Here is a 24,260-nt window from a genome sequence, read left to right as displayed (position 1 = left end):
CTGTTAATCGCAGCTCGCGTTTCCACACTCCAAGTTTATGCTTGTCGTCGTAATTATCAATTGTCAATTTTAACTATATAACAAATCTTTGCGCATTATAGAAGCATTGAACGCCTTGCCACTGCTTTAGTGGTAGAAATCTACCCGTTGTTCAAATTTGCTTGGAAATAAGCATCAAATCGGCAAGCATCACCCTGCCATTGATGTGTGGTTTCCTGCCCCGCCAAAAACACTGCTAAACGTGGACGCTTCACCACAACACGTTTGGCAATTTGCTGTGCCAAACCCAGTAAATGATCACCCAAATCCATTTCACCATCTTCAGGTAACAACAAATGTAATAACTGCATTTGTTTTTTGACTTGCGCCTGCTTTTTCTGCGCCTGTTGATGTTGATCTCGCTGCGGAAACATTGGATCTAAATACACCACATCAACCACTTTGCCCTGCGTCGCACAGTTGCGTAAATAATCTGCTGAATCTGTAAAAACCAACTGGATACGGGCAACAACACTTGCTAAAAAAGGATCATCTGCGGCTTGGCGTTTAGCATCCTCCAACAAAGTAAAAAGAATAGGATGACGCTCCAACAACGTGACCTGAGCACCCAAGTGTGCCATGAGTAAGCTGTCGTGTCCTAATCCTGCCGTAGCATCAATTAGGCTTGGTTTTTCCGACAAATTACAGGCACGAGCAATCATTTCCGATTTTAAAGAGGCACGTTTCAATCGCCCAACTTCAGCTTTCCAATCGGGTTGCATTTTCATGCCATTGGCACACAACCACAACCCTTCAGCATCTACACACAATGCCAATTCAGGGTTCAAACGCAAAAAACGCGCATTGAGTTTTTCTACTGTTTCAATGCGCGTTTGCACACCTCTAGACAAAAGCACAGCAGAATAATGCTGTGCTTGAGTGAGCCACTCGGCTTCGGTGTATAAGCGAAGTTCGCTTACCATAGTTTCCAGCCTGTGAATGCGAACAATAAAATGATTAAACCTGAAGCAATACGATACCAAGCAAAAATCATAAAATCACGTTTCGCCACATAAGCCACCAATGCACGGATCAGCAAAAGTGCGGAAACAAAAGAGACGATGATCCCGAAGCTGAGTACGGTCCAATCTTCAGTAGTTTGGAATACATCATAGCTTTGATATAAGTCGAGCAAGCCTGCGCCAATAATGACAGGAATTCCCAAAAAGAAGGAAAACTCAGTTGCTGCTTTTCGCGATACACCCAAGAACATCGCACCAATGATGGTTGCACCTGAACGCGAAGTCCCCGGAATCAGCGACAATACCTGAATTAGACCAATCCAAATAGCATCTCGATAAGTTAGGTCTTCAACCTCATGGGCACGTACTTGCGGTGGATGTTTTTCAATCCACATAATGATAAAGCCACCAATAATCAAACCTATCGCCACGGCAACATCATTAAAGAGTAATTCTTTTACAGTCTGCCCAAAGGCCAATCCAATCAAAATAATTGGAATAGATGCCATGATCAGACCAAAGCCCAAGCGTCGACCTTTTTCTTCGCCAGTAAACATACCTGTGGCTGCGCCCCATAGACGTGTCCAGTATTCATAAATGACCGCTGCAATTGCTCCCATTTGAATGGCAATCACAAATACATCACTTTTTTCTTTGGTCCAAAAGTCCATCAGCTCTGCAGCGAGAATCAAATGTCCTGTGCTAGAAATGGGTAGAAATTCGGTAATCCCTTCTACAATACCCATAATTGCCGCTTTGAGCAGCAGTAAAAGATCCATAAATAACCCTAATTATGCCTTGCCTTGTTCTGGAATTTTTTTCCAAGCATTGTCACGTAAATAGACAGGCAATGCTTGTTCTGCGCTGACCCATTGCTGTTGCTGTGCACAGACGCGTGCAATAGTAGCAATATCTTGTGCGGTTGCACTTAAGCCTTTGTATTGTATTTGTTCTTGATCAATTAGACCTGCACCAGAACCGACCAATTGAAAGCGTACCGTCTGTATAGCATCGCTATAATTCAATAATTGTTCCTGATCAACCGCCTGCATAATCCCTTGTGCATCTAGCTCAAAACTGGCGATATACACCTCATTCATGCGTGCATCCAACACAGCCGTAACCGCAGTTAATCCTTCAAGACGATAAGCCGCCTGCGCCAATGCCTGCAAAGTCGATACAGGAATTACAGGCACATCATGCGCCCACGCCAAAGCTTGCGTGACTGCCGCATTAATTCGCACACCGCTAAAAGAACCCGGGCCACGGCTAAAGGCAATTGCAGTCAGATCAGCCGTACTAATTTGAGTTTCAGCAAAGCCTTGCTCAATCATCGGTAAGATGGTTTGCGTTTGTGCTTTTGCTCGCGCATCTAATTGAAAAAAGAGTTCCTGTGTTTCATCTACAATCGAAACGGAACACTGCTCATTGGCAGTTTCCAATGCCAGCAATTTCATGCACAACCTTCAAGGAGTAAATATCAAAAATTGGCGTTATGATACTCCACTCCTGAAATTCACGCGAGGATTTACATCCCTTAGATTGCAATTCCTGAGTATAAATTTCTATGTAATTACAGCTAAAAAATGCGTTTGACTAAACGATGCAAATTCTATTTTAGAGTGTTGCAGGCTCTAGGTTTACAAAATGCTGAAAATGTTCAGCATAGTGCAGCGCACTCATTTTTAAACGTGCTTCTGCAGACTCATCCAAAATCTTAACCACTTTACCGGGAGAACCCATCACCACAGAATTATCGGGAATCACTTTCCCTTCAGGAATTAAAGCATTCGCGCCAATAATACAGTTTTTACCAATCACCGCATGATTCAGTACCACTGCATTAATGCCAATCAGACTGTTATCGCCCACGGTACAACCATGTAACATCGCCTGATGTCCAATAGTCACATAATCACCAATCTGCATTTCAATGCCTGCATCGGTGTGCAATACAGCATTTTCCTGAACATTGCTAAAATTACCCAATTTGATTTTACTGTTATCGGCACGTATCACAGCCCCAAACCAAATACTGACTTTCTGCCCCAACTCAACCTGACCAATGACCGTGGCATTATCCGCCACCCAACCATCCCACGGTTGCTGCATGGCTTTAGGCGCATATCCTTTAAATTTATACAACATGGTTCCTTCCTATCCTCACATCAAAATTTTTCTATTTCTTAAATGTTGGTGAATTTAACAAAAACGGCCATTCTTTACGATAATCCAAACCATATTCAAATAAAGACACCAACATCCGCGCTGTTAAACCCCAAACCACTTCATCTTCAACCTGCATACTCGGAAAATATAATTTTTGTTGTGCAAAGCTCACTTCATACGGCGTTGGTGGCGCTTCCATTAAATGCTGTAAAGAGGCAAAAAAGATCCGATCAATTTCTGAAGGTTGTGGAATTAATTCTACTTTTGGAGGAATCAGCCCCACCACAGGCTTAACCAACATTCCATTACGGGCTTTTTGCATTGGCAAGTCACCAATCAACTGCACTTCAAATGGATTTAATGCGGTTTCTTCCTGCGCTTCACGCAATGCCACCACAATATTACTGGTATCTTGCGGATCGCGTTTGCCACCAGGGAAAGACACCTCACCCGCGTGATTATTGAGTAAGGTAGAACGGCGGGTTAGCAATACCTTTGGATCAGACTCGTCGGTAATGGCAATCAATACCGCTGCATGCGCTTCCATGAACGTTTTAGAAAAGCGCAAACGTTGCTGTAATAGATGCGTGAGCGAATGATCAATCATGCCTTATAATTCTCCTTGTCTAAGTTTTCATCATAGCTGAAATAGGTGGGCAATAGATAGAGAGGATGCCAAAGTTGAAATTTTCAGTTATTCTGAGAACTCCCTTCAACAATGACGATCACTATGAACTTTTGTGGAAATTGTGGACAAAAAACAACAACGAAAATTCCGCTTGGCGATCAGCAATTACGTCAAGTGTGTAGCGCATGTGGCAATATTCACTATGTCAATCCAAAAGTCATTTGTGGTGCATTGGTCGTTTGGGAAAATAAAGTATTGTTGTGTCGTCGTGCAATTGAACCACGCTATGGTTTGTGGACTTTACCCGCAGGCTATATGGAAATGTTTGAAACCATGGAGCAAGGTTCTGCCCGTGAAACCCGCGAAGAAGCCGAAGCGGAAATTGAAATCGAACAACTTTATTGCATGTATAACATTCCACGGATTGGGCAAATTTATGTGCTGTTCAAAGCTCAATTGTTGAATGGTCAATTTGGTGCAGGTGAAGAAACCATCGAATCACGCTTGTTTAGTGAAGATGAAATTCCGTGGTCTGAATTGGCTTTCCCAAGTGTAGAACGTACTTTACAACACTACTTTGCAGATCGAAAAAACAATCATTTTACGACCCACTTAGAAACCTTAGGTTCACGTACAGATCATACGGGTTAAAAACCCCACATGATGTTCATTTGAATCAAGCTAAAATTCGAATAATAAATAGCCCACTCTAAAGTGGGCTATTTTCATCACTATGTCACCTAAAATTAATGCTAAATACGCACTTTATTTGGGTTATAACACTCAGCAACATCTAGACTTACAGCTCCACCTTGGGCTTTCACCAAAGCTTTATCTGCATCAGTTGCTAAAGCAGGGTTTTGAGCCACGTAAGTTGCAAGTTGCGCATGATAAATATTGCTCCACTTCACTGTTGAGCCATTGAAATCAGACAATGTAATACGTGTAGAGTTGGCTGCAACTAAATTGCCAATATTGGCACGTGCACCGCCCACCACTTGACCATTTCCACCTTCAACCGCTTCAATTTTGGTATTCAAACCAATGACTGCGCCATCAAGTTTATGAAATTTTGGATTGGCTAAAATCATACGTAAAGTGACTGCTTTATTGTCGATATCGGTTGCACCTAACACACCTATACGGTATTGCTGCACACCATTTGTATCAACATATTCAGCACCAGACTGACGAATTGCTGCACACTGACCAGACATATCGGTTTCTGTGGCATTTGGTGCTATATCTGTACGAATATTGCCATCCTCATCTAAAACAACACCTAATTTGATGCTATCTGTAGTCGTTCCGCCATCAAAATTAAAGGTCAAGGTTGCATAAATTGGGAAAATATAGCGACTGCCTAAAGGTACATTTTTCTGGGTTTTAAAAACGCGATTATCCAAAAAGTTCACAGAAAAGAATTTATAGGCATCAAAAGAACCTTTGAACTGATCGGTACCTATGGTTTGTTGCCATTGACCATAATCTGCAGGATTCGCTGTTGTAGATTTGGTCAATAATTTATAAAAACCTTCCGTGCCTGCAATTAAATAATCATTAAACACCTTACCTTGGGTAATTTTAAAATCATCAGCCGTATTGTCATTCACACTAAAATGAAATGGCCCCTGAATACGTTTATTCAATGGGTTGACCCATGTAGTTTGTGCTGCTGCCACCATACGATCAGGACGAACTTTCCGAATCAATTCACCGCTCACAGTTAAAATTGGGTTAGTGGTGTTTGCAGACACTGCACCTTTCCACTGCATACCATATCCAAAGGTATATCCTGAACGGTCTGTGATCAGTTGATACTGCCCAATGAGGTGTTTCAAATCTGCGACCGTAGATTTACAGTCTGCCAAATTACAGCCATATAAACCTTGTGGCAATTGTGAATCTTCTTTGGCTAAAATTGGATAGTTGGCTTGATAAGATGCCGAGTTATTCATATAAACCAAGGTGTTTAATGCTTGATAAGCATCATCTTGAGACACCTGTGACACATCTACCCATGGGCGTAAAATACTGGCATAAGCCCCTGAACGATAGTCACCAACCTCAACGGACTCAGCAATATTTGCCAATTGTTCTTTTTTGAGTGTCGTAATCGTTAAAGGCTGAATATCACCTGCAATGGTTCCTCCACCTTCAACAGAAAGTGCTTGTAGCAAGCGTACAATTGCAGTCGCGACCTGTATCGTTTCGTCACTACTACTTAAACTCGTTGCTTGGCGTCCTGTTAATCCACGTGCCATATCTAACACACTTAAACGTGGATAACCCGCACCTGCAGTACTGACCATTCCAATATCAGACAATGATACTGTCCCTAAATCAATATATTGATTGGTCTTTTCCTGAATAAAGAAGTGGACTTTATCTCCTTCACTACATTTACCTGTTGCCGCATTACTTTTCGGCTCAATCATGGTGATGTAGGTTTTACTGGTATCACTGCTACAGGTAAAATTCAAACCATCCACAGGATAATCCAATGCAAATTCCACGCAGTTTTTTGCTGTACTGGCACAACTTCCATTGATATACGCCACAGCATTAGGCTCTGGATTAATATTGGCACTTTCTCCACCACAACCACTCAAGGCCGCCATCAATGCTGTCGTTGCAAAAGGTAAAATATGTCTTGTTTTCATACTGAATTCTCTTATTGTTGTTAGCGTATCGCAATGAGTTTTAATTGCCCTTGGTTACTGAGCGCGCGATGTTCCATATCCACTGCAGAAGCCAATGGCGTTAATAATACATAGTGGCTATTTTTTGGAAGTTGCAGCATGCCCTCTATCACCTCATGTTGTAAGACATTGCCTGCAGTATCCTGATTTCTAAAACCACCAGCACCTTCAATCACACAGCCTTTTTGATCCAGAAAAACCACAAAAGGCCAATAAAAGGTAGGTTGATTTTGCTTCGTAGCATAAGAGTTGATTTGAATATTTTGAATATTGCCTTCTAACTTCACCAATTCATAATCAAATTTTTCGGTTAAGGGAGCTCTAGGCCACAAATTTAAATCTTGTTGTGCTTTTAAAGTTTTGACTTTATTTTTTTTGCTTTCAGCAAAACATTGCTGCCCCAACCCTTCAATTGCTTCAGCTTGATTAACACGATAATAGTCTGCAGCCAAAACAATGGCTTGAGGTTCAGCAACCGATTGCTTTTTAAATAATTTATTGAGAATGGAACGGCTTACACCACGTTCACGTTCGACCACTTGCATACGAGCACCACCGCCATTTTTTGTGTCAATTATGCCTTCTGGCATACTATAAAAGCGTTTTTTTCCTTCTAAATTAAACTCCTGATCTTCCAAATACTCACTTTTAACATACTGTTCTCCCGCCATCTCCATAAAACCCGTTTGTTGGGCAGATGCATGCGATGCTTGATCTGGTGTTTTTTTAGAAACAGACACTGTGGATGGATCAATCGCAAATTGCTGAGGAAGCTGTTGTAAACCCTCTAGCACAGATTGTTTGACCGCGACTTTGTTGATCGCTGCTTCTTTTGCCAATCCTGTTTGATGAACAGATTCCGCACTGGAAATATCTTGCTGCACTGCATTTGGCTCAGTGTGTGATGCACGCAATGATGAGTTCTCTTTGCTTTGACTAGCCTGATTTTGTGACATAGCGGATTGTTCTGAGATATTCGGCTTAGACAAATTCAGTTGCTTGCTCGCCTGGACAGAAATATTTTTAGATACCTGAACGGATGTTTGAGCAGTTATCTGCTGTACTTGATGCACCTTGTCTTGCTTAAACTGGTCTTGTTGTTGGTTTTCTTGTAGTTGCTTTTGTTGGACTTGCTTTTGCTGTTGTGCGGTTTCCAACGCCTGTATCGTTTGCTTTTTTTCTGCAGCATTACGCTGCACCACAATTGGACGACCATCTGGTCCAATAATGGTGTAAAACTGATTCGCGTAACACACCGATCCCATACTGAAAATCAGTGTGAGTATCGACTTTGAAAATAAAGTCCGTTTTATTTTCCGTACTGAACTTACCATCGTGTTCTATAACTCAATCCAAGAATTGTAATTTTTGTATCCGTTTTCACATTCAAACCCGCATAAGGGTTTAACAGCAGGTTATTCACACCTTCCTTATTGGCTAAGCTACTGGTATTGGCTGGAATTTTATCCTTACTTTGTAAAAAGCCGATGGATAAATCAAGGTCTGTATCTGCATCAAAACGATATCCCACACCCAGACCGAATAAACGTGCATTATTAATTGGTACCATAGTGTTACGTTTATTGTCAGGAATCGCACTACCACGTGGTTCATAACCCGCACGCAGTTTTAAACGGTCTGTGGCTGAATATTCGATGCCAACACCCCAGTTCCACGGTGACTTAAACTCTAATGGCAAAGCTAAACTGTCATCAGACACATGCTCCGAAAGCAATTTTGCAATTTTTAATGCCGAGATTTGACGGTCAAACTCGAATTTGAATTTATCCCATGCTTTATAGTCAGTCCAGCCCACATCAAAATTGACTTGTAAATCAGGCATGACTTTATATTTTATCCCCGCTTGAAAGTGCGCAGGATATTCAAAATCCATAGAAACCAAACCAGACTCACTGGCTGGAATATAACTTGGGAAACCTAAAATTGCCGCCAAAATCTGACCTGTTGGTGAAGACATCAAACCATTAATTAACTCACGCGGTGCTTTCGAGTTATCAATATGATATTTGCCCTTTAAGCGCATTTTAGCTGCACTCTGATACACCATACCAAAGCTAAAATCTTCTGTCGGTTCCCACAAAATACCCAAGTTATAACTCGGGCTTAAACTTTGCTCAACCGCCAGTTGCATTTGCCCAAAACGGGAAAATGGATTCATGCCTTCTTCGGCATTACAAATCCCGAGCAACAAAATATCGGTAATGATGTCTGAATTTTCTTTAAATGGGGTACAGACGACCTCATCCACCATACGCAACATCCCGATTAGTTCATTCGGGAAGCGCAAATCGGTATTCATGGCGATAGCTTGGTAAGACATCCCAATTGACGCACCGACTGACAATTCATCATTGACTTGATAGGCAATAGATGGAGAAAGATAGGTGATACGTTCTAAGGCAACCTGTTGTCCCATAAAGTTACCAGGGTTACCATTTTCGGCACCAAAGCCTGCAATCAGCGGTGCATATAATGCGGTGGCAAAGGTTACTTTGGAACCAGGTGGATTATAGGCAATACCGTTGGTTGGCGCTGCCAGTGGCATACCCTTACCTAAATCGACAAATTTTTTCAGAATCGGGACATACAACGTTGGATATTCGACATCGGCTTGTACTGTACCTTTAAAATCGGTACAAAAATCGGCCAAAATTTCTGGCCCATCGTTACACACCACAGGGTCATCAGAATAACCAAATACGTCATAACCTGCTGGAACAGAAAGCTCACGCTGTACATCAAAATGTGCCAACACCCCTTGCACATCTGTTTGCAAACCTTCAATCTTGGTCAGTGCAGCAGGGTTAAAGTGAATCGCACTAATACCAGGAGGATCTGCAGTGACCGCATTCCCCATAGTCAAAGAACGAATATCGACAGATAAGTTTTGTCCAAGCTGCGCAAAAGCAGCCCCTGAACAGCCCGACAGTATAATTGCAGTCACTAACGGGCGAAGTCGTATCATTTTCATGCGACTAGCCTCTTAGCGAATTTTTTTACCGAAACCGAGAATATCCAGTGGGAATGACAAACCAAGTGATACGTCTGGCGCGTCTTCGGTCAGACCGATTCCTACCGTACCATTCACAATGGTTTCAGGTGAAACGCGAACGCCTAATGAAATAGCCAAAGTCGAACTGGTCTGGTCTGCAGGTGAATAGCTTTCACCCGTATGATAAGTAAACTCCGAACCTGTATTAAAGCTTTGCTGATAGGACATGGTCATCGACACATCGTAGTTAAACGAATAAGCAAAACCAAAAGCAAAACCACCACTAATACCTGGCTCAAACTCTTCAATAATACGGCTACCGCGAATTTGATTGAGACCGCTTTCTTTAAAACCATAGTTGGCTGAAGCAGAAGCAAACAATACAACTGGGTCAATATACTTACGCGTACTTGCACCGATGCCTGCAGAGTAGTAACCCTTACCTGTTGATAAATCTTTAACAGGATTAATCTCGTAAGGACTATCCCCCGTTTTGGTCGATAAATTTGCGAATAAAATTAAAGGTAAACGCCCCGCTTTTAATGGGAATGGCTCCCAACGTGCACCTAAAGAAATATCCCCCAAGCCTGCTGCCGTGGCATCTTTTAACAAGTCTGACTTTGCAACCAATGGTACAGAAGCAGATAAAGTTAAATTGTCACGCAAACCATATTGTGCGGTGAAGGTGTTAGTTAATGCGTGGGACGCATTTTCTTGCACACGAAGCTGATACAACTGACCTTGAGCCATTTCAAGGTCGAGCTGCGTATCACGATGATAGGTATAATCAATATCATAATAAGATGAAATTTCACCTTGTCTCATAAGGGAATATTGACGCTCATTCGAGGTAAACACTTCCTCTAAATTCGCCTCTTTGGTTGCGTCGCCCTCTTGCTGTTGCAAAGCAGATGATGCTGCTTGTGCACCATTTGCAGCGACAACCGCACTATTTGTTTCAGCACTTGTATCTGCAGTGGATGCTGCTGTATCTGATACTTCTGCCTGTTCAGTTGTGGTTTCATATTCCCCTAATTGCGGCTCCTCTGCGGCATAAGCCACCCCAAATACCATTTGAATACTGAGTGCCAATAAGGTTTTATTCATCCATTTACGATCCATGATTTACCCCTTCCATTTTTATTTTTGTATTTCGTGAACAACTAATTACTTGTTTTTATAGTAGAGTCTTAAAAAACGATGCTCGTACTGTCCATAATTATCAGAATCTTTATTTACATTACGTTCTAGTCGTATCGTCGATGCTTTATCAGCTATTTTTTCCATCGCAAATTGTGGATATTGAATATCAACAAAGGCATAACGATTCACTGTTGCATCTTCCACATGACGTAAATCTTTTTCATGTAATGCCAACATATTTTGTCGATGCTGAGGTGCTACATTAATTAAGAACAGGGTGTTATTTTCCCAAACGTCCTTAAATCGTTCTTCATCAAAACTAATATTGCCCAAAGCTGGGTCAGCCACATAAACCCGCCCATTTTTATAGGCTTTATACACCACAAAATGTTTAAAACCTGCATAGGAAATCGGCACAATTGCAGGCTGTCCTTGTTTAACTAAATCCGAAAACTCCCCGCGATATCCACCACTTTCCATGCCCAAAGCTGCGACAAAGCGCTTCATATCCAATAGCGAAAAACTACGACGTTCAATAATTCGGTCGTATTCTCCATAACGCAGCAAGCCACTCATGGTTTGTTGCTCGTTTAATTGTGTTCCTACATAACCATTCAGCAAGGTTGTTAAAGCTGCAGAACCACAACTGTAGTCATAGGCTTGGCGCACAATTCCGCGAAATTGATCTTCTAAAGCAGGTTTAATTTGCACAGGCTCTCTGTGCATACGGGTAAAGGAATTATTTCTAGAATCCAAAGTTTCTGTGTAACGCACAGTTTCAGGATGCTGTTCTTTTAAATCAAAGGCTTGTGTGGCAGCGTAATAGATCAATGCCGAGCCTAAAGCGATCTCTAACATATATTTTTACTTTTTAGTTCTCGGCAATACCTGCCTAATATTTTTATTTTTAGAGCTTTCACTCTACTTCCTTGTATTTAGAAAGATACTCGTTTTAAAGAAAAAAAAAAGGTCTTTCTATATTTTTTTGCGAACTCATGAGTTTATTTGTAAAAAAAAGCGCGTGAATTCACGCGCTTTTTCAGTTTTTAAATTAGTGACCTGAAATGGTGATAACAGCACCCTTAGTGTAGCTACCCTGAGAAGTACTGTAGTAAGTTTGAAGTCCTTGAACTTCCATATCACCAATAGAAGCAGCAGTACGACTACCTAAATGAATACCTTTAATATATTGGTCTTTGGCACCAGTGTCATTGCTTACAATGCGAATATGCGCCGCCTTACCAAGAGTAGTACCACCGCCAACATAAGCATCATTAAATACTTGGATATCTTGATTTAGGGTCAAATCTTTACTATCTGCATCTGCAATTTTAATGCTTTCAATAAAGATTTCACCCGCCTCTTTTGTTGTAATCGCTGTAGTACCTACAGCACCAACAGCTTTCTCTTTGGTTGAATTGTCTAAAATGCCCAAGTTCTTAATTTCTAAACCGCCGACCATCGTCGTATTCAACTTAACCATTGCGCCTTGTGGGGCAGCACCCAATTGGATATTGGCATCCATTTTACCTGTTTTGATTTCTAAACCAGATAAAATTGCGTTGTAGTTGGAATCACTATGGCCACGACGAATATTGGTTGCATTAGGGTCAATTGTATTTGATGCAGATACGCCAATTTCACCAATCTTGATATCTAAGCCAGATACTTGAGCTGCAACGTTAATAAATGCTCCACCTGCAGCAGTAGAACCTGCATCTGTATCAATGACCAAGTCTGCTAAGTTACGCGAAGTTAATAAGTAAGCACCATTATCATCATAGTTTGCACCAATCACGATACCATGTGTTTTGTTAGCGTTACCATCAACACCATTGCCTTTGATAACAATTGCACCAGCATTACCAGTCCCACCAAAACCAGCATCACCAGCAGCACCTTTTGCAGCCAAACCATCATTATCATGGATTAAAAGTTTTTCGATTTCGATTTTAGAAATACCAATCCCGATGCTTAAACCATCTTGACCAGTAGTTGCGCTTAATGCAGTATCGTCCATTGCCTGCATTGCCATTGCATTTGTCGTTAACGCAATTGATGATACCAAAGCAAGTTTAGTAAATTTTTTCATCTTGTTACTCTCCCGAGAGTATTATTTTTTTGGTTTTACCACTCAGTGCTAGTAATTGTTTTTTTATTTGATGAGGACAACACTAACACACATTCCTTGAGTAGCCGGTTTGCACATACAAAGGTATATCTGAGTTATTTTTTGTTCAACTGCTGTTGGTCGCAATCCACATCTTACCGACAAACGGTTATTTGCTTTTTATCTGCTGCAATCATGTAAAATAGCCTTTTAAAATCTCTCAGCTGTTTACGCTTTATGTCCTATCCTACTCATTTTAAAAAATTATTCTGTGAACCTGAATATGAGGCTGCAAGAATTTTGCAAGCTTTGGCAGCACTTTCACATTGTATTTATTTGCAAAATAATGGAAAGGCACGTATTGCTTTTTTGGCTGAACGCTATTGTGTGCAGCAAAACCATCAACATTTTTACTTTCAAAAAACGGCATTGGATCAATATGAATTAAGTCCAACTCAATTAGATTTAACAGCTCATCTCGGTGCTTTAGAAGATGCTGACACCGCCCCATTTTGCAGTGTAATGGGGTTTGTTTCGTATGATGCAGCAGCACAGCAACACATCAATATGCAGTCTCGTCCCCAGCCAAGTATTTTTTTAGGTCAATTTAAAAGCTATTTACAGCAAGAAACTGATGGCTGGTATTTTTATAGTTCAGACGATGCTGCTACTCAAATCTTTGATTTTATTTTAAATTTATATACTCAATCAACCATAATTGAACAGTTCCAATTAAGCCAAAAGTGTCAAGCCCGCTGGAATTTCACAGATTACCAACGCGCCTTTCAACATGTTCAAGACTATATAGTGGCAGGAGATTGTTATCAAATTAATCTTACGCAAGAGTTTAGCGCTGAGGCTCAAGGTCAACTTTTAGAGACTGCAGCTCAGTTTTGGCAACTGACCAATGCACCTTATGCAGGTTATTTACGTATTGGTGATTTTGAAATTTTAAGTTGTTCGCCCGAACTCTTTATCGATTTTGAGGAAAATCGAAAAATTACCACAAAACCCATTAAGGGCACGATGCCACGTTATGGCGATCCTGAATTAGACCGACAATCGAAACAACAATTAAGTGAATCTAAAAAAGATCAGGCTGAAAATGTGATGATTGTGGATTTATTACGTAATGATTTAAGTGTTTATGCCGAAACTGGCAGCGTCAAAACGCCAAAGTTATTCAATATTGAGTCTTTTAACCAAGTGCATCACATGGTCAGTGAAGTGACCGCAACACTAAAAGCCGAGATGAATCCTTTTGATGTGTTGATGTCTGCCTTGCCAGGTGGGTCAATTACAGGCGCACCGAAAATTCGTGCCATGCAAATTATAGATGAACTCGAAGGTGCAGCACGTGGCGCCTATTGCGGCTCTATGGGTTATTTTGATGCCGATGGAACGGGTTCTTGGAATATCCTGATCCGTTCTATTCAGAAATATCAGCAAGATGTTTCATTATGGGCTGGTGGTGGCGTCACGATTGCATCTGTTTGTGAAGCAGAATATCAAGAATGTTTTGACAAGGTTTCAGCGATGTTGGACTTATTGAACCGCTGGTACAAACCTGCGCAATAGCATGTCGCAAAAACAAAAAAAGCGAGTGAATTCAATGCTTCACCCGCCTCTACGATATTTTAACAATTAAGCCAAAATATCGTATTTTAAAGTATCTACTAAGCGTTGATTTTGATCATCTGTACCAATAGTAATGCGCAAATATTGATTGATGCGTGGTTTATTAAAATAACGCACAATAATACCGCGTTCACGTAATGCTGCAGCTAATTCACCCGCATCCTGTTGAGGATGTGATGCAAAAATAAAGTTGGCGTGTGATGGCAATATCTTAAAGCCCAAGCTCGTTAAATCCGTCACCAATTTCTCACGGCTTGCAATAACTTTTTGGCATTGTGCTTCAAAATACGCCTGATCTTGAAAAGATGCCACCGCTGCTGCAATCGCAAAACGATCCATTGGATAGGAGTTAAAACTATTTTTCACGGCTTCCAGTGCGGCAATTAAATGCGGTTGCGCAATCGCAAAACCAACACGTAAACCTGCCAAAGAACGTGATTTAGATGTGGTTTGACACACCACAAGATTATCGTACTTTTCTACCAATTTTACTGCAGACTCTGCACCAAAATCGACATAAGCCTCATCAATCACCACCACTGAATTTGGATTGGCCTGTAAAATTTCTTCAATCGCACTTAAACCCAAAGCAATACTGGTCGGTGCATTCGGATTGGCGATGATGATGCCGCCATTGGCTTGCTTATAATCATCAACCACAATTTCAAAATCATCATTTAAAGGCAAAATTTTAGTTTTTACCCCAAAAAATTGACTATATACAGGGTAAAAACTATAGGTGATATCCGGATACAGTAATGGCTGTTCCTGAACAAAAAAAGCCTTAAAAATATGTGCAAGGACTTCATCTGAACCATTGCCAACAAAGACATTTCCAACAGCTACATTTTGCTGTTTCGCAATGGCTTGCTTAAGCTCAGACGCATCTGGATCTGGATATAAACGCAGTGCATCTGCCGAGTTTTCTAAAACCTTTTGCACCGCTTCCACCACTTTAGGCGAAGGTGGATACGGGTTTTCATTGGTATTCAATTTTAATAAATTTTGAATTTTTGGCTGCTCACCCGGTACATAAGGCTCTAGCTCACGTACCTCAGGGCTCCAAAAACGCATTTGTTCTGCTGTGATATTCATTTTGTATTCTCTTTAAACCCTCTCCTAACCTCTCCCAAAGGGAGAGGAATTTTCATTACTAAAGACACAAAATTTGTGTGGTTTAAATTCCCCTCTCTTTTTAGGAGAGGGTCAGGGAGAGGTTGTAATGCTATTTATGATTGATAACGATAACGTGCTGATCGTGCATGCGCATCCAGATTTTCCTGCTGCGCTAAAATATCAGCGGTTTTCGCCAAACTTTTCACGCCCTCAGCTGAACACATAATCAGACTTGAGCGTTTTTGGAAATCGTAAACACCCAATGGCGATGAAAAACGTGCTGTACCCGACGTTGGTAATACGTGGTTTGGCCCTGCACAATAATCACCAATAGCTTCTGGTGTATAGCGCCCCATAAAGATCGCACCCGCATGACGAATTTCTTCTGCCATCACTTGTGGATCATCCATACACAACTCCAAGTGTTCGGGCGCAACTTGGTTGATCAATTCAATCGCCTCTTGACGATCTTTGACTAAGATCAATGCACCACGATTTGCAATAGAAGTGCGGGCAATTTCAGCTTTAGGCAAATTCGCCAAGTGCTGTTCAATCGCTTGTTCAACCTGATTCAGCAATTGCGCATCTGGTGTAATAAAAATAGATTGTGCAACCGTGTCGTGCTCGGCTTGGGAAAGTAAATCCATCGCCAACCATTCAGGATTATTTTCACCTTCGGCATAAACCAAAATTTCGGATGGCCCAGCAATCATATCAATGCCAACCTGACCAAATACAGCACGTTTTGCAGCCGCCACAAAGCGGTTACCTGGCCCCGTAATTTTATCTACCGATGGGATGGTTTCTGTACCATAAGCCAATGCAGCAACAGCTTGCGCTCCGCCAATGGTAAATACACGAGTCACCCCTGCTAAATATGCAGCCGCCAAAACCAATGGATTGAGTTCACCATTCGGTGCAGGTACCACCATAATAATTTCAGGTACACCAGCAACATGCGCAGGCACAGCATTCATGAGCACAGAAGATGGATAAGATGCCAAACCACCTGGTACATAAATACCAACACGGTCTAATGGCGTAACTTTTTGCCCAAGCGTGTTGCCCAAAGCATCAACATAAGTCCAGCCATCCTGCTTTTGCGCTTGGTGAAATTCACGAATACGTACAGCAGCCAATTCCAAAGCTTCACGAACTTCGTTATCTAAAGCATCAAATGCGGCTTTCAGTTGTTCCTGACTTAACTCAAGTTCTGAAAATTGATGCGCTGGATGTCGATCGAACTGTTGAGTGAGTTTAAGAACCTGAGCATCACCGTGCTGACGCACATCAGCAATAATTTGATCTACAGTTTTTAAAAGTTCAGGATCACTGACAGTTTCAAAAGCCAACAAGTCTGCAAAGGCTTGTTTAAAGCTTTGATCTTGAGTCGATAAACGTCGCATCAATTTACCCACAAGGTTTGATAGAAAAGTTTAGTTTACCTTGTTTCTAGGGCTTTGTGGGAATCTATACATGGCGAAAGCAGTATGTTTTGATGGAAATTCACGTTCGAAATCATTCAAGAACAGAATCATGCACGAACATAAAAAACCGCCATTGAATGACGGTTTTTTGAGAAGGCAGGATGATGGATACAAAGTTAAGCAGATTGTTTTGCCAACTCTCGTTCTGCCACAGCTTTTTCAAGTTGTGCCAAAATTGGATTGAGCAAATCTTGCTTGCGCTTAAAACTGGCTTTATTGACAATTAAACGTGAAGATACTTTACAGATTTCTTCTAGCGGCTCTAAACCGTTGGCACGTAAAGTATTACCTGTATCAACCACATCGACAATGTAATCACCCAAACCGACCAATGGTGCTAATTCCATTGAGCCATAGAGTTTAATGACATCAACCTGCTCACCTAAGCTGGCATAATATTGACGGGTCAAATTCACATATTTAGTGGCAATTTTTAAACGACCTTTTGGACGCTGCATACCAACTTTGCCCGCAGTCATTAATTTACAATTGGCAATTTTCAGATCCAGCGGCTCATATACATTTTGAGCGCCATGCTCCATCAGCACGTCTTTACCCGCAACCCCAATATCTGCCGCACCATTTTCAACATAAGTTGGTACATCAGAGGCACGTAAAATTAAAATACGCACTTGTTTATGTGTGGTTGGGAAAATCAACTTACGTGATTTATCTGGATCTTCCAGTAAATTAATTCCCGCAGTTTCTAATAAAGGCAAAGTTTCTTTTAAAATTCGCCCCTTACTTAATGCCAAAGTTAAACCATGATCAAAATTGCCCATGACGTCAAAATTTGGATCATCGTTTCTCATGTCATTCATCAATTTACTCGCTTAATTTGGGCGCCTAAACCTTGTAACTTTTGTTCTACATTTTCATAACCGCGATCAATATGATAAATACGGTCAATCAATGTTTCGCCTTCTGCCGCCAATGCTGCTAACACCAACGAGAATGAGGCACGTAAATCAGTTGCCATAACAGGTGCAGCAGAAAGTTTTTCTACGCCTGTCACCACCGCATCATTGCCTTCTACCTGAATATTGGCACCCATACGTGACAACTCAGGGACATGCATAAAACGGTTTTCAAAAATAGTTTCCGAAATGGTAGCAAAACCGCGTCCAATCGCATTCACCGCCATTAACTGTGCTTGCATGTCTGTTGGAAATTCAGGATGTGGTAAAGTTCTGAAACTCACGGCTTTAGGGCGCTTGCCCATCATGTCCAGTTCAATCCAGTCATCGCCACGTGTGACTTCCGCACCCATTTCTTCAAACTTATCTAACACAGATTCTAGCAAGGCAGGATCGGTATGTGTGGTTCTGATTTTACCGCCCGTAATTGCAGCTGCAGCCAAATAAGAACCTGTTTCGATACGGTCAGCAACTACTGAATACTCACAACCATGCAAGTGTTCAACACCTGTAACCACTAAAGTATCGGTGTCTAAACCTTCAATTTTAGCGCCCATTTTGATGAGCATTTGCGCAAGGTCGGTAATTTCAGGTTCACGTGCAGCATTACGAATAGTGGTAACACCATCTGCCAATACCGCAGCCATGAGAATGTTTTCTGTTCCGCCAACAGTGACCATATCAAAGACCACTTCGCCACCTTTAAGGCGACCATTAACTTTGGCATTCACATAGCCATTTTCAACTTCAATTTCTGCGCCTAAAGCTTCAAGTGCTTTAAGATGCTGATCGACAGGACGTGAACCAATTGCACAACCACCTGGCAAAGATACTTTTGCACTACCATAGCGCGCAACCAATGGGCCAAGCACCAAAATAGAGGCACGCATGGTTTTTACCAATTCATAAGGTGCAAATTGGTTGTCCAACGTTGAGGTATCTGCAATGACTGTATCGCCTTCATAAGACATTTTAATGCCCAAGCCTGCGATCAACTTCACCAAGGTATTTACATCTTTTAAATTTGGAACATTTTTCAATGTAATTGGCGTTTCTGCAAGAATCATTGCAGCAAGAAGTGGCAAGGCTGCATTTTTTGCACCAGAAATACGCACTTCACCTTCGAGCTTATTACCGCCCTGAATTAAAAATTTATCCATTAAATTATTAAGCTCCAAATAAGCTTGCTTTACGCCATTCTTCTTGTGTCATTGCACGAATTGTAACCGCATGAACTTCACCGCTGGCAATATAGCTATTCAATGGTGCATACACTGCTTGTTGACGAGCAACAGGACGCTTACCTTCAAACTGATTATCTACAATACGAAGATCAAACTTGCCGCCTTGCCCACTTACAGCAACTTCAGCCTCTGGAAAAGCAGCTTTTAAAATTTCAGTGAGCTGTTCACTATTCATCACAAAGACCTCTTATAGGACCAACGGTGTAAAAACCTGTCATTTTACTATAAATAGAAAAAATAATTCATTAATCCTATACATTATCGCAATAAAAAAAGAGGTTTATCCAAAACCTCTTTTTAAATCACATTTTAACTAGATGGCTAAAGGCTGATAATCCAACTGCATCTTCCGATGTTTCTCTAACTGACGTTTTAATTTTTCTGTCATCATCTTAATTGAAGTATACATATCATCTGCACTAGCCTGCGCAAAAAGCTCCGTTCCAGGTAAACGAATAATCGCTTCTGCAATATGATTGGCGCTACCTTTTTTAGAATGTTTATCGATTTGATGATCTTTACTTAATTTCACCTGCATACTATTGACCTGATCCAGATGTTTGGTCATTTGTGCAAATTTAAGTCGAATATTTTCTTCAATTGCAGGGGTGATAGCTAAGTGATGTCCACGAATTGTTATTTGCATAATTCTATCCCTCACCTTCATTAGGATTAGGAAGGCATAGTTCACATGATTGATTGCCAAATAACAGATCACTGTAGCGGTCACTTTAAATCATGTCTAACTATTCCTTCAAAAAAGATTCATTATTTGGTCATAATGAATCCTTAGAATAGACCGATTTTAAAAATTAGATCAAGACTTTTCGTTCAGAAGATGACGGAATATTTAATGACTCACGATATTTCGCAACTGTTCGGCGTGCTACATCAATTCCTTCTTCCTTAAGAAGGTTTGCAATTGTGTTGTCTGACAAAGGTTTACGTGGATTTTCATCTGCAATTAACTTTTTAATCTTCGCGCGAATCGCAGTTGAGGATGCTTCTCCACCTGAACTTGTTCCAACATGACTTGAAAAGAAATATTTCAATTCAAATAAACCACGTGGAGTTAACATATATTTATTGGTCGTTACCCGTGAAACGGTCGATTCATGTAATTCAACTTCATCAGCTACGTCACGTAAAATTAAAGGCTTCATGCCTTCTGCGCCGATTTCAAAAAACTCACGTTGATGCTGCACAATACAAGTCGCTACCTTTAATAAGGTTTTATGACGTTCATCAACACTTTTAATAAAGTTTTTCGCATCTAGCATTTGATTACGCAAATATTGATTATCTTCACTTTGATCTGCGCGTTTAATCATATTGGCATAAAACGAATTAATTCTAAGCTTAGGCACAACATCAGGATTGAGTTGCACATGCCAATGATCCTGTTTTTTACTAACCACCACATCTGGAATTTGGTAGTCTGAATCCTGATCTTCAAATGCAGTACCAGGATGCGCTTGTAATGTTTTCAACAATGCCACGGCATGTTGTAACTGCGTAGCGTTCAAACCTGTTTGCTTCAATAGTTTTGGCAAATCATTAGAGATTAAAAGCTCATAATGTTGCATTAACTGTAGCGCTTCCTGACGGTAAGGCACATCTATAGCCAAACTTTCGAGTTGAATAGATAAACACTCAGCCAAATTCCGTGAACCAATCCCAATTGGATCTAAACGCTGGATATGTTTCAGCACCACTAAAACTTCGTCATCTTCCACTTCATCTTCGTAATCCATGGAAGCCAATAGATGCTGCACAGATGTGGTAATTTCCGATACTTCACAATCTAAAAATCCATTGTCATCCAAAGCATCAACAATACAATATGCAATTAGCTGTTCAACTTGCGAAAAATGCAACAAATTGATTTGCGTATGCATGTGTTCTTTTAGCCCCAAGTGGCCTTGACGATTATCCTCTCGCTCTTCATATTCTGCCGCCCCTAAACTGGTCGGTAAGTGGGTATACACATCATCCCAGTCTGTATCGACAGGTAAATCATTTGGCAAATGATCTGCATTTAATTCTTTTGTTAAATCTTTCTGATCTCGCTCTTGGTCTTCGAGTGTTGATAAGCTTTCAATACTGCTTTGCTCTTCTACTTTTTCTAATAAAGGATTACTATCCAATTGAATTTGAACTTCTTGTTCTAACTCCAAGCTTGAAAGTTGAAGCAAACGAATGGCTTGTTGTAACTGCGGTGTCAGTGACAAGGAGTTTGCAACTTTAAGTCCAACCGATAACTTCATATCTTACCACTCTTTTAAAATAATTGATTTTTCAATAACTTAATCCAATAAGTTATAATAAGCAATTTCTATGCCGTTTTATTAGGTATAGCACAGATTTATCAAAAGACATAAAGATTTTAATCAGAAGTTCTATTCAATTTATTATTGTTTTTCTAACTTTATTTTCTCTCTTGCATAAAAAAACACCCCCAACGCTAGTTGAGGGTGTTTAGAATAATGAGCTGGCGATGACTTACTCTCACATGGGTAACCCCACACTACCATCAGCGCGAAGAGGTTTCACTTCTGAGTTCGGTAAGGGATCAGGTGGTTCACTCTTGCTATGGTCGCCAGCACAACTGTTTACGGAGACTTGCATTGGTCTTATTCACGATGGTGATGCACTGCGTTTTCCGAATCTGTAACAGATTGGGCTGTATTGGGTCTGAATTTTATTGTTTAGCGTTAACTAAATCAAGATCAGTCTGAATTGACTGATTGGATTTGAATCGATTGAGCATACAACCCCAACTGTTTGGGTGTTGTATAGTCAAGCCTCACGAGCAATTAGTATTGGTCAGCTTCACATATCGCTATGCTTCCACATCCAACCTATCAACGTCGTAGTCTTCAACGGCTCTTTAGGAGGCATAAAGCCTCGGGGAAATCTTATCTTGAGGTAGGCTTCCCGCTTAGATGCTTTCAGCGGTTATCCCTTCCGAACATAGCTACCCGGCGATGCGACTGGCGTCACAACCGGTACACCAGAGGTTCGTCCACTCTGGTCCTCTCGTACTAGGAGCAGATCCTCTCAAATTTCCAGCGCCCACGGTAGATAGGGACCGAACTGTCTCACGACGTTCTAAACCCAGCTCGCGTACCTCTTTAAATGGCGAACAGCCATACCCTTGGGACCTGCTTCAGCCCCAGGATGAGATGAGCCGACATCGAGGTGCCAAACACCGCCGTCGATATGAACTCTTGGGCGGTATCAGCCTGTTATCCCCAGAGTACCTTTTATCCGTTGAGCGATGGCCCTTCCATACAGAACCACCGGATCACTAAGACCTACTTTCGTACCTGCTCGACTTGTGGGTCTCGCAGTTAAGCGCGCTTTTGCCTTTATACTCTACGCGTGATTTCCGACCACGCTGAGCGCACCTTCGTACTCCTCCGTTACTCTTTAGGAGGAGACCGCCCCAGTCAAACTACCCACCAGACATGGTCCTCGTCCCGGATTACGGGGCAGAGTTAGAACCTCAACATTACCAGGGTGGTATTTCAAGGATGGCTCCACTGGGACTAGCGTCCAATTTTCAAAGCCTCCCACCTATCCTACACAAGTAAGGTCAAAGTTCAATGTCAAGCTGCAGTAAAGGTTCACGGGGTCTTTCCGTCTAGCCGCGGGTACACCGCATCTTCACGGCGAATTCGATTTCACTGAGCCTCTGCTGGAGACAGCGCCGCCATCATTATGCCATTCGTGCAGGTCGGAACTTACCCGACAAGGAATTTCGCTACCTTAGGACCGTTATAGTTACGGCCGCCGTTTACTGGGGCTTCGATCAAGAGCTTCGCTTACGCTAACCCCATCAATTAACCTTCCAGCACCGGGCAGGCATCACACCCTATACGTCCACTTTCGTGTTTGCAGAGTGCTATGTTTTTAATAAACAGTTGCAGCGGCCTGGTTTCTGAGGCTGTCGACAGCTCAAGGAGCGAGTCCTATCACCATCAACAGCGTACCTTCTCCCGAAGTTACGGTACCATTTTGCCTAGTTCCTTCAGCAGAGTTCTCTCAAGCGCTTTGGTCTACTCGACCTGACCACCTGTGTCGGTTTCGGGTACGATTCCAGTGTAACTGAAGCTTAGAGACTTTTCCTGGAAGCAGGGTATCAGCCACTTCACTGTACAAGTACAGCTTGCTATCAGATCTCAGCATAGAGCACCCCGGATTTGCCTAAGATGCATGCCTACTTCCTTTCACCTGGACTACCAACGCCAGGCTGACTTAACCTTCTCCGTCCTCTCATCGCATTACACTGAAGTATTGGAATATTAACCAATTTCCCATCGACTACGCCTCTCGGCCTCGCCTTAGGGGTCGACTCACCCAGCCCCGATTAACGTTGGACTGGAACCCTTGGTCTTTCAGCGAACGGGTTTTTCACCCGTTTTGTCGTTACTCACGTCAGCATTCGCACTTCTGATACCTCCAGCAGACTTCTCAATCCACCTTCTTCGGCTTACAGAACGCTCCCCTACCACGTATACAATGTATACATCCGCAGCTTCGGCACATAGTTTTAGCCCCGTTACATCTTCCGCGCAGGCCGACTCGACTAGTGAGCTATTACGCTTTCTTTAAAGGGTGGCTGCTTCTAAGCCAACCTCCTAGCTGTCTATGCCTTCCCACATCGTTTCCCACTTAACTATGATTTTGGGGCCTTAGCTGGCGGTCTGGATTGTTTTCCTCTTGACTACGGACGTTAGCACCCGCAGTCTGTCTCCCGGATAGTACTCATTGGTATTCGGAGTTTGCATCGGTTTGGTAAGTCGGGATGACCCCCTAGCCGAAACAGTGCTCTACCCCCAATGGTATTCGTCCGAGGCGCTACCTAAATAGCTTTCGGGGAGAACCAGCTATCACCGAGTTTGATTAGCCTTTCACCCCTATCCACAAGTCATCCCCTGGCTTTTCAACGACAGTGGGTTCGGTCCTCCAGTTAGTGTTACCCAACCTTCAACCTGCTCATGGATAGATCACCCGGTTTCGGGTCTATACCCAGCAACTATACGCCCTATTAAGACTCGATTTCTCTACGGCTCCCCTATTCGGTTAA

The 24,260-nt window shown here is 41.9% G+C and carries 20 protein-coding genes and 2 rRNA genes (1 of these 22 running past the window's edge); 2 read left to right on the top strand and 20 right to left on the bottom strand.

Annotated elements, in window-relative coordinates:
- Positions 1-140: 140 nt before the first annotated feature.
- From F947_RS10195 to F947_RS10175, 5 genes are all read right to left on the bottom strand, one after another.
- Positions 141-962 (bottom strand): class I SAM-dependent methyltransferase, encoded by an 822-nt coding sequence (locus tag F947_RS10195; protein ID WP_004975238.1) that lies wholly within the window; start codon positions 960-962, stop codon positions 141-143.
- The gene (locus tag F947_RS10190; protein ID WP_004975233.1) at positions 956-1,780 is read right to left on the bottom strand and encodes an undecaprenyl-diphosphate phosphatase; all 825 of its coding nucleotides are present in this window, start codon (positions 1,778-1,780) and stop codon (positions 956-958) included. Before F947_RS10190 ends, F947_RS10195 begins: the two co-directional genes overlap by 7 nt.
- A gap of 12 nt (positions 1,781-1,792) precedes the next feature.
- A complete protein-coding gene (gene tsaB / locus F947_RS10185; RefSeq protein ID WP_004975231.1) occupies positions 1,793-2,458 on the bottom strand; it encodes a tRNA (adenosine(37)-N6)-threonylcarbamoyltransferase complex dimerization subunit type 1 TsaB in 666 nt (221 codons plus the stop codon).
- Positions 2,459-2,618: 160 nt separating this feature from the next.
- Positions 2,619-3,149, bottom strand: coding sequence for a gamma carbonic anhydrase family protein (locus F947_RS10180; RefSeq protein ID WP_004975229.1), 531 nt, complete (start codon positions 3,147-3,149; stop codon positions 2,619-2,621).
- Positions 3,150-3,180: 31 nt separating this feature from the next.
- A complete protein-coding gene (locus tag F947_RS10175; protein WP_004975226.1) occupies positions 3,181-3,777 on the bottom strand; it encodes a CoA pyrophosphatase in 597 nt (198 codons plus the stop codon).
- 123 nt (positions 3,778-3,900) lie between these two features.
- On the opposite strand from F947_RS10175, the gene F947_RS10170 reads away from it, so the two are divergent.
- Entirely contained in the window at positions 3,901-4,449 is a 549-nt protein-coding gene (locus F947_RS10170) for an NUDIX hydrolase (protein ID WP_026438436.1), read from the top strand.
- Positions 4,450-4,550: 101 nt separating this feature from the next.
- Here the strand turns inward: F947_RS10170 and filF are convergent, their stop codons facing one another.
- The 6 genes from filF to filA all read right to left on the bottom strand — a co-directional run bounded on the left by filF (position 4,551) and on the right by filA (position 12,748).
- A complete protein-coding gene (gene filF / locus F947_RS10165) occupies positions 4,551-6,461 on the bottom strand; it encodes a putative pilus system protein FilF (protein ID WP_004975222.1) in 1,911 nt (636 codons plus the stop codon).
- Between the two features lie 20 nt (positions 6,462-6,481).
- Complete coding sequence (gene filE, locus F947_RS10160; protein ID WP_004975220.1) at positions 6,482-7,834, bottom strand: putative pilus assembly protein FilE; 1,353 nt, start codon at positions 7,832-7,834, stop codon at positions 6,482-6,484.
- Complete coding sequence (gene filD, locus F947_RS10155; protein ID WP_004975217.1) at positions 7,828-9,492, bottom strand: putative pilus system OmpP1/FadL family transporter FilD; 1,665 nt, start codon at positions 9,490-9,492, stop codon at positions 7,828-7,830. Before filD ends, filE begins: the two co-directional genes overlap by 7 nt.
- A 12-nt stretch (positions 9,493-9,504) precedes the next feature.
- A complete protein-coding gene (gene filC / locus F947_RS10150) occupies positions 9,505-10,635 on the bottom strand; it encodes a putative pilus system protein FilC (protein ID WP_004975214.1) in 1,131 nt (376 codons plus the stop codon).
- 45 nt (positions 10,636-10,680) lie between these two features.
- On the bottom strand, positions 10,681-11,514 hold the full coding sequence (gene filB / locus F947_RS10145) for a putative pilus system C39 family peptidase FilB (protein WP_004975213.1): 834 nt from the start codon (positions 11,512-11,514) through the stop codon (positions 10,681-10,683).
- 193 nt (positions 11,515-11,707) lie between these two features.
- Positions 11,708-12,748 carry a putative pilus system protein FilA gene (filA, locus tag F947_RS10140; RefSeq protein WP_004975211.1) on the bottom strand — a complete coding sequence of 347 codons (1,041 nt, stop codon included), beginning with the start codon at positions 12,746-12,748 and terminating at the stop codon, positions 11,708-11,710.
- A gap of 255 nt (positions 12,749-13,003) precedes the next feature.
- On the opposite strand from filA, the gene pabB reads away from it, so the two are divergent.
- On the top strand, positions 13,004-14,344 hold the full coding sequence (gene pabB / locus F947_RS10135; RefSeq protein WP_004975209.1) for an aminodeoxychorismate synthase component I: 1,341 nt from the start codon (positions 13,004-13,006) through the stop codon (positions 14,342-14,344).
- 66 nt (positions 14,345-14,410) lie between these two features.
- Here pabB and hisC read toward each other — a convergent pair whose 3' ends face one another.
- From hisC to F947_RS10090, 9 genes are all read right to left on the bottom strand, one after another.
- Positions 14,411-15,499, bottom strand: a complete 1,089-nt coding sequence (gene hisC / locus F947_RS10130) for a histidinol-phosphate transaminase (RefSeq protein ID WP_004975206.1) — start codon at positions 15,497-15,499, stop codon at positions 14,411-14,413.
- 134 nt (positions 15,500-15,633) lie between these two features.
- Entirely contained in the window at positions 15,634-16,938 is a 1,305-nt protein-coding gene (hisD, locus tag F947_RS10125; protein ID WP_026438434.1) for a histidinol dehydrogenase, read from the bottom strand.
- A 185-nt stretch (positions 16,939-17,123) separates the two neighbouring features.
- On the bottom strand, positions 17,124-17,828 hold the full coding sequence (gene hisG, locus F947_RS10120) for an ATP phosphoribosyltransferase (RefSeq protein WP_004975201.1): 705 nt from the start codon (positions 17,826-17,828) through the stop codon (positions 17,124-17,126).
- Positions 17,828-19,084 (bottom strand): UDP-N-acetylglucosamine 1-carboxyvinyltransferase, encoded by a 1,257-nt coding sequence (gene murA / locus F947_RS10115; RefSeq protein WP_004975199.1) that lies wholly within the window; start codon positions 19,082-19,084, stop codon positions 17,828-17,830. The genes hisG and murA overlap by 1 nt, the downstream gene beginning before the upstream one ends.
- Before the next feature lie 7 nt (positions 19,085-19,091).
- Positions 19,092-19,343: a BolA family iron metabolism protein IbaG gene (gene ibaG / locus F947_RS10110; protein WP_004975198.1), complete on the bottom strand. Its 252-nt coding sequence runs from the start codon at positions 19,341-19,343 to the stop codon at positions 19,092-19,094.
- Between the two features lie 138 nt (positions 19,344-19,481).
- A complete protein-coding gene (gene hpf, locus F947_RS10105) occupies positions 19,482-19,814 on the bottom strand; it encodes a ribosome hibernation-promoting factor, HPF/YfiA family (protein ID WP_004975196.1) in 333 nt (110 codons plus the stop codon).
- 166 nt (positions 19,815-19,980) lie between these two features.
- On the bottom strand, positions 19,981-21,435 hold the full coding sequence (locus F947_RS10100) for an RNA polymerase factor sigma-54 (RefSeq protein ID WP_004975193.1): 1,455 nt from the start codon (positions 21,433-21,435) through the stop codon (positions 19,981-19,983).
- A gap of 222 nt (positions 21,436-21,657) precedes the next feature.
- Positions 21,658-21,772: ribosomal RNA gene (gene rrf, locus F947_RS10095) — 5S ribosomal RNA — on the bottom strand.
- A gap of 191 nt (positions 21,773-21,963) precedes the next feature.
- A 23S ribosomal RNA gene (locus F947_RS10090) occupies positions 21,964-24,260 on the bottom strand; it runs 613 nt beyond the window's last position.

Source organism: Acinetobacter towneri DSM 14962 = CIP 107472 (assembly GCF_000368785.1).
In the GTDB taxonomy this organism is placed as follows: Bacteria; Pseudomonadota; Gammaproteobacteria; order Pseudomonadales; family Moraxellaceae; genus Acinetobacter; species Acinetobacter towneri.
This window is presented reverse-complemented; position numbering and strand designations above follow the sequence as displayed.

Coding starts and splice junctions, on each gene's coding strand:
- F947_RS10170 (WP_026438436.1), top strand. CDS start 3,901: ATGAACTTTTGTGGAAATTGTGGACAAAAAACAACAACGAAAATTCCG.
- hpf (WP_004975196.1), bottom strand. CDS start 19,814: ATGCAAATAACAATTCGTGGACATCACTTAGCTATCACCCCTGCAATT.
- filD (WP_004975217.1), bottom strand. CDS start 9,492: ATGAAAATGATACGACTTCGCCCGTTAGTGACTGCAATTATACTGTCG.
- filE (WP_004975220.1), bottom strand. CDS start 7,834: ATGGTAAGTTCAGTACGGAAAATAAAACGGACTTTATTTTCAAAGTCG.
- hisG (WP_004975201.1), bottom strand. CDS start 17,828: ATGAATGACATGAGAAACGATGATCCAAATTTTGACGTCATGGGCAAT.
- F947_RS10100 (WP_004975193.1), bottom strand. CDS start 21,435: ATGAAGTTATCGGTTGGACTTAAAGTTGCAAACTCCTTGTCACTGACA.
- F947_RS10175 (WP_004975226.1), bottom strand. CDS start 3,777: ATGATTGATCATTCGCTCACGCATCTATTACAGCAACGTTTGCGCTTT.
- filB (WP_004975213.1), bottom strand. CDS start 11,514: ATGTTAGAGATCGCTTTAGGCTCGGCATTGATCTATTACGCTGCCACA.
- filC (WP_004975214.1), bottom strand. CDS start 10,635: ATGGATCGTAAATGGATGAATAAAACCTTATTGGCACTCAGTATTCAA.
- F947_RS10190 (WP_004975233.1), bottom strand. CDS start 1,780: ATGGATCTTTTACTGCTGCTCAAAGCGGCAATTATGGGTATTGTAGAA.
- filA (WP_004975211.1), bottom strand. CDS start 12,748: ATGAAAAAATTTACTAAACTTGCTTTGGTATCATCAATTGCGTTAACG.
- murA (WP_004975199.1), bottom strand. CDS start 19,084: ATGGATAAATTTTTAATTCAGGGCGGTAATAAGCTCGAAGGTGAAGTG.
- F947_RS10195 (WP_004975238.1), bottom strand. CDS start 962: ATGGTAAGCGAACTTCGCTTATACACCGAAGCCGAGTGGCTCACTCAA.
- hisC (WP_004975206.1), bottom strand. CDS start 15,499: ATGAATATCACAGCAGAACAAATGCGTTTTTGGAGCCCTGAGGTACGT.
- tsaB (WP_004975231.1), bottom strand. CDS start 2,458: ATGAAATTGCTGGCATTGGAAACTGCCAATGAGCAGTGTTCCGTTTCG.
- F947_RS10180 (WP_004975229.1), bottom strand. CDS start 3,149: ATGTTGTATAAATTTAAAGGATATGCGCCTAAAGCCATGCAGCAACCG.
- pabB (WP_004975209.1), top strand. CDS start 13,004: ATGTCCTATCCTACTCATTTTAAAAAATTATTCTGTGAACCTGAATAT.
- filF (WP_004975222.1), bottom strand. CDS start 6,461: ATGAAAACAAGACATATTTTACCTTTTGCAACGACAGCATTGATGGCG.
- ibaG (WP_004975198.1), bottom strand. CDS start 19,343: ATGAATAGTGAACAGCTCACTGAAATTTTAAAAGCTGCTTTTCCAGAG.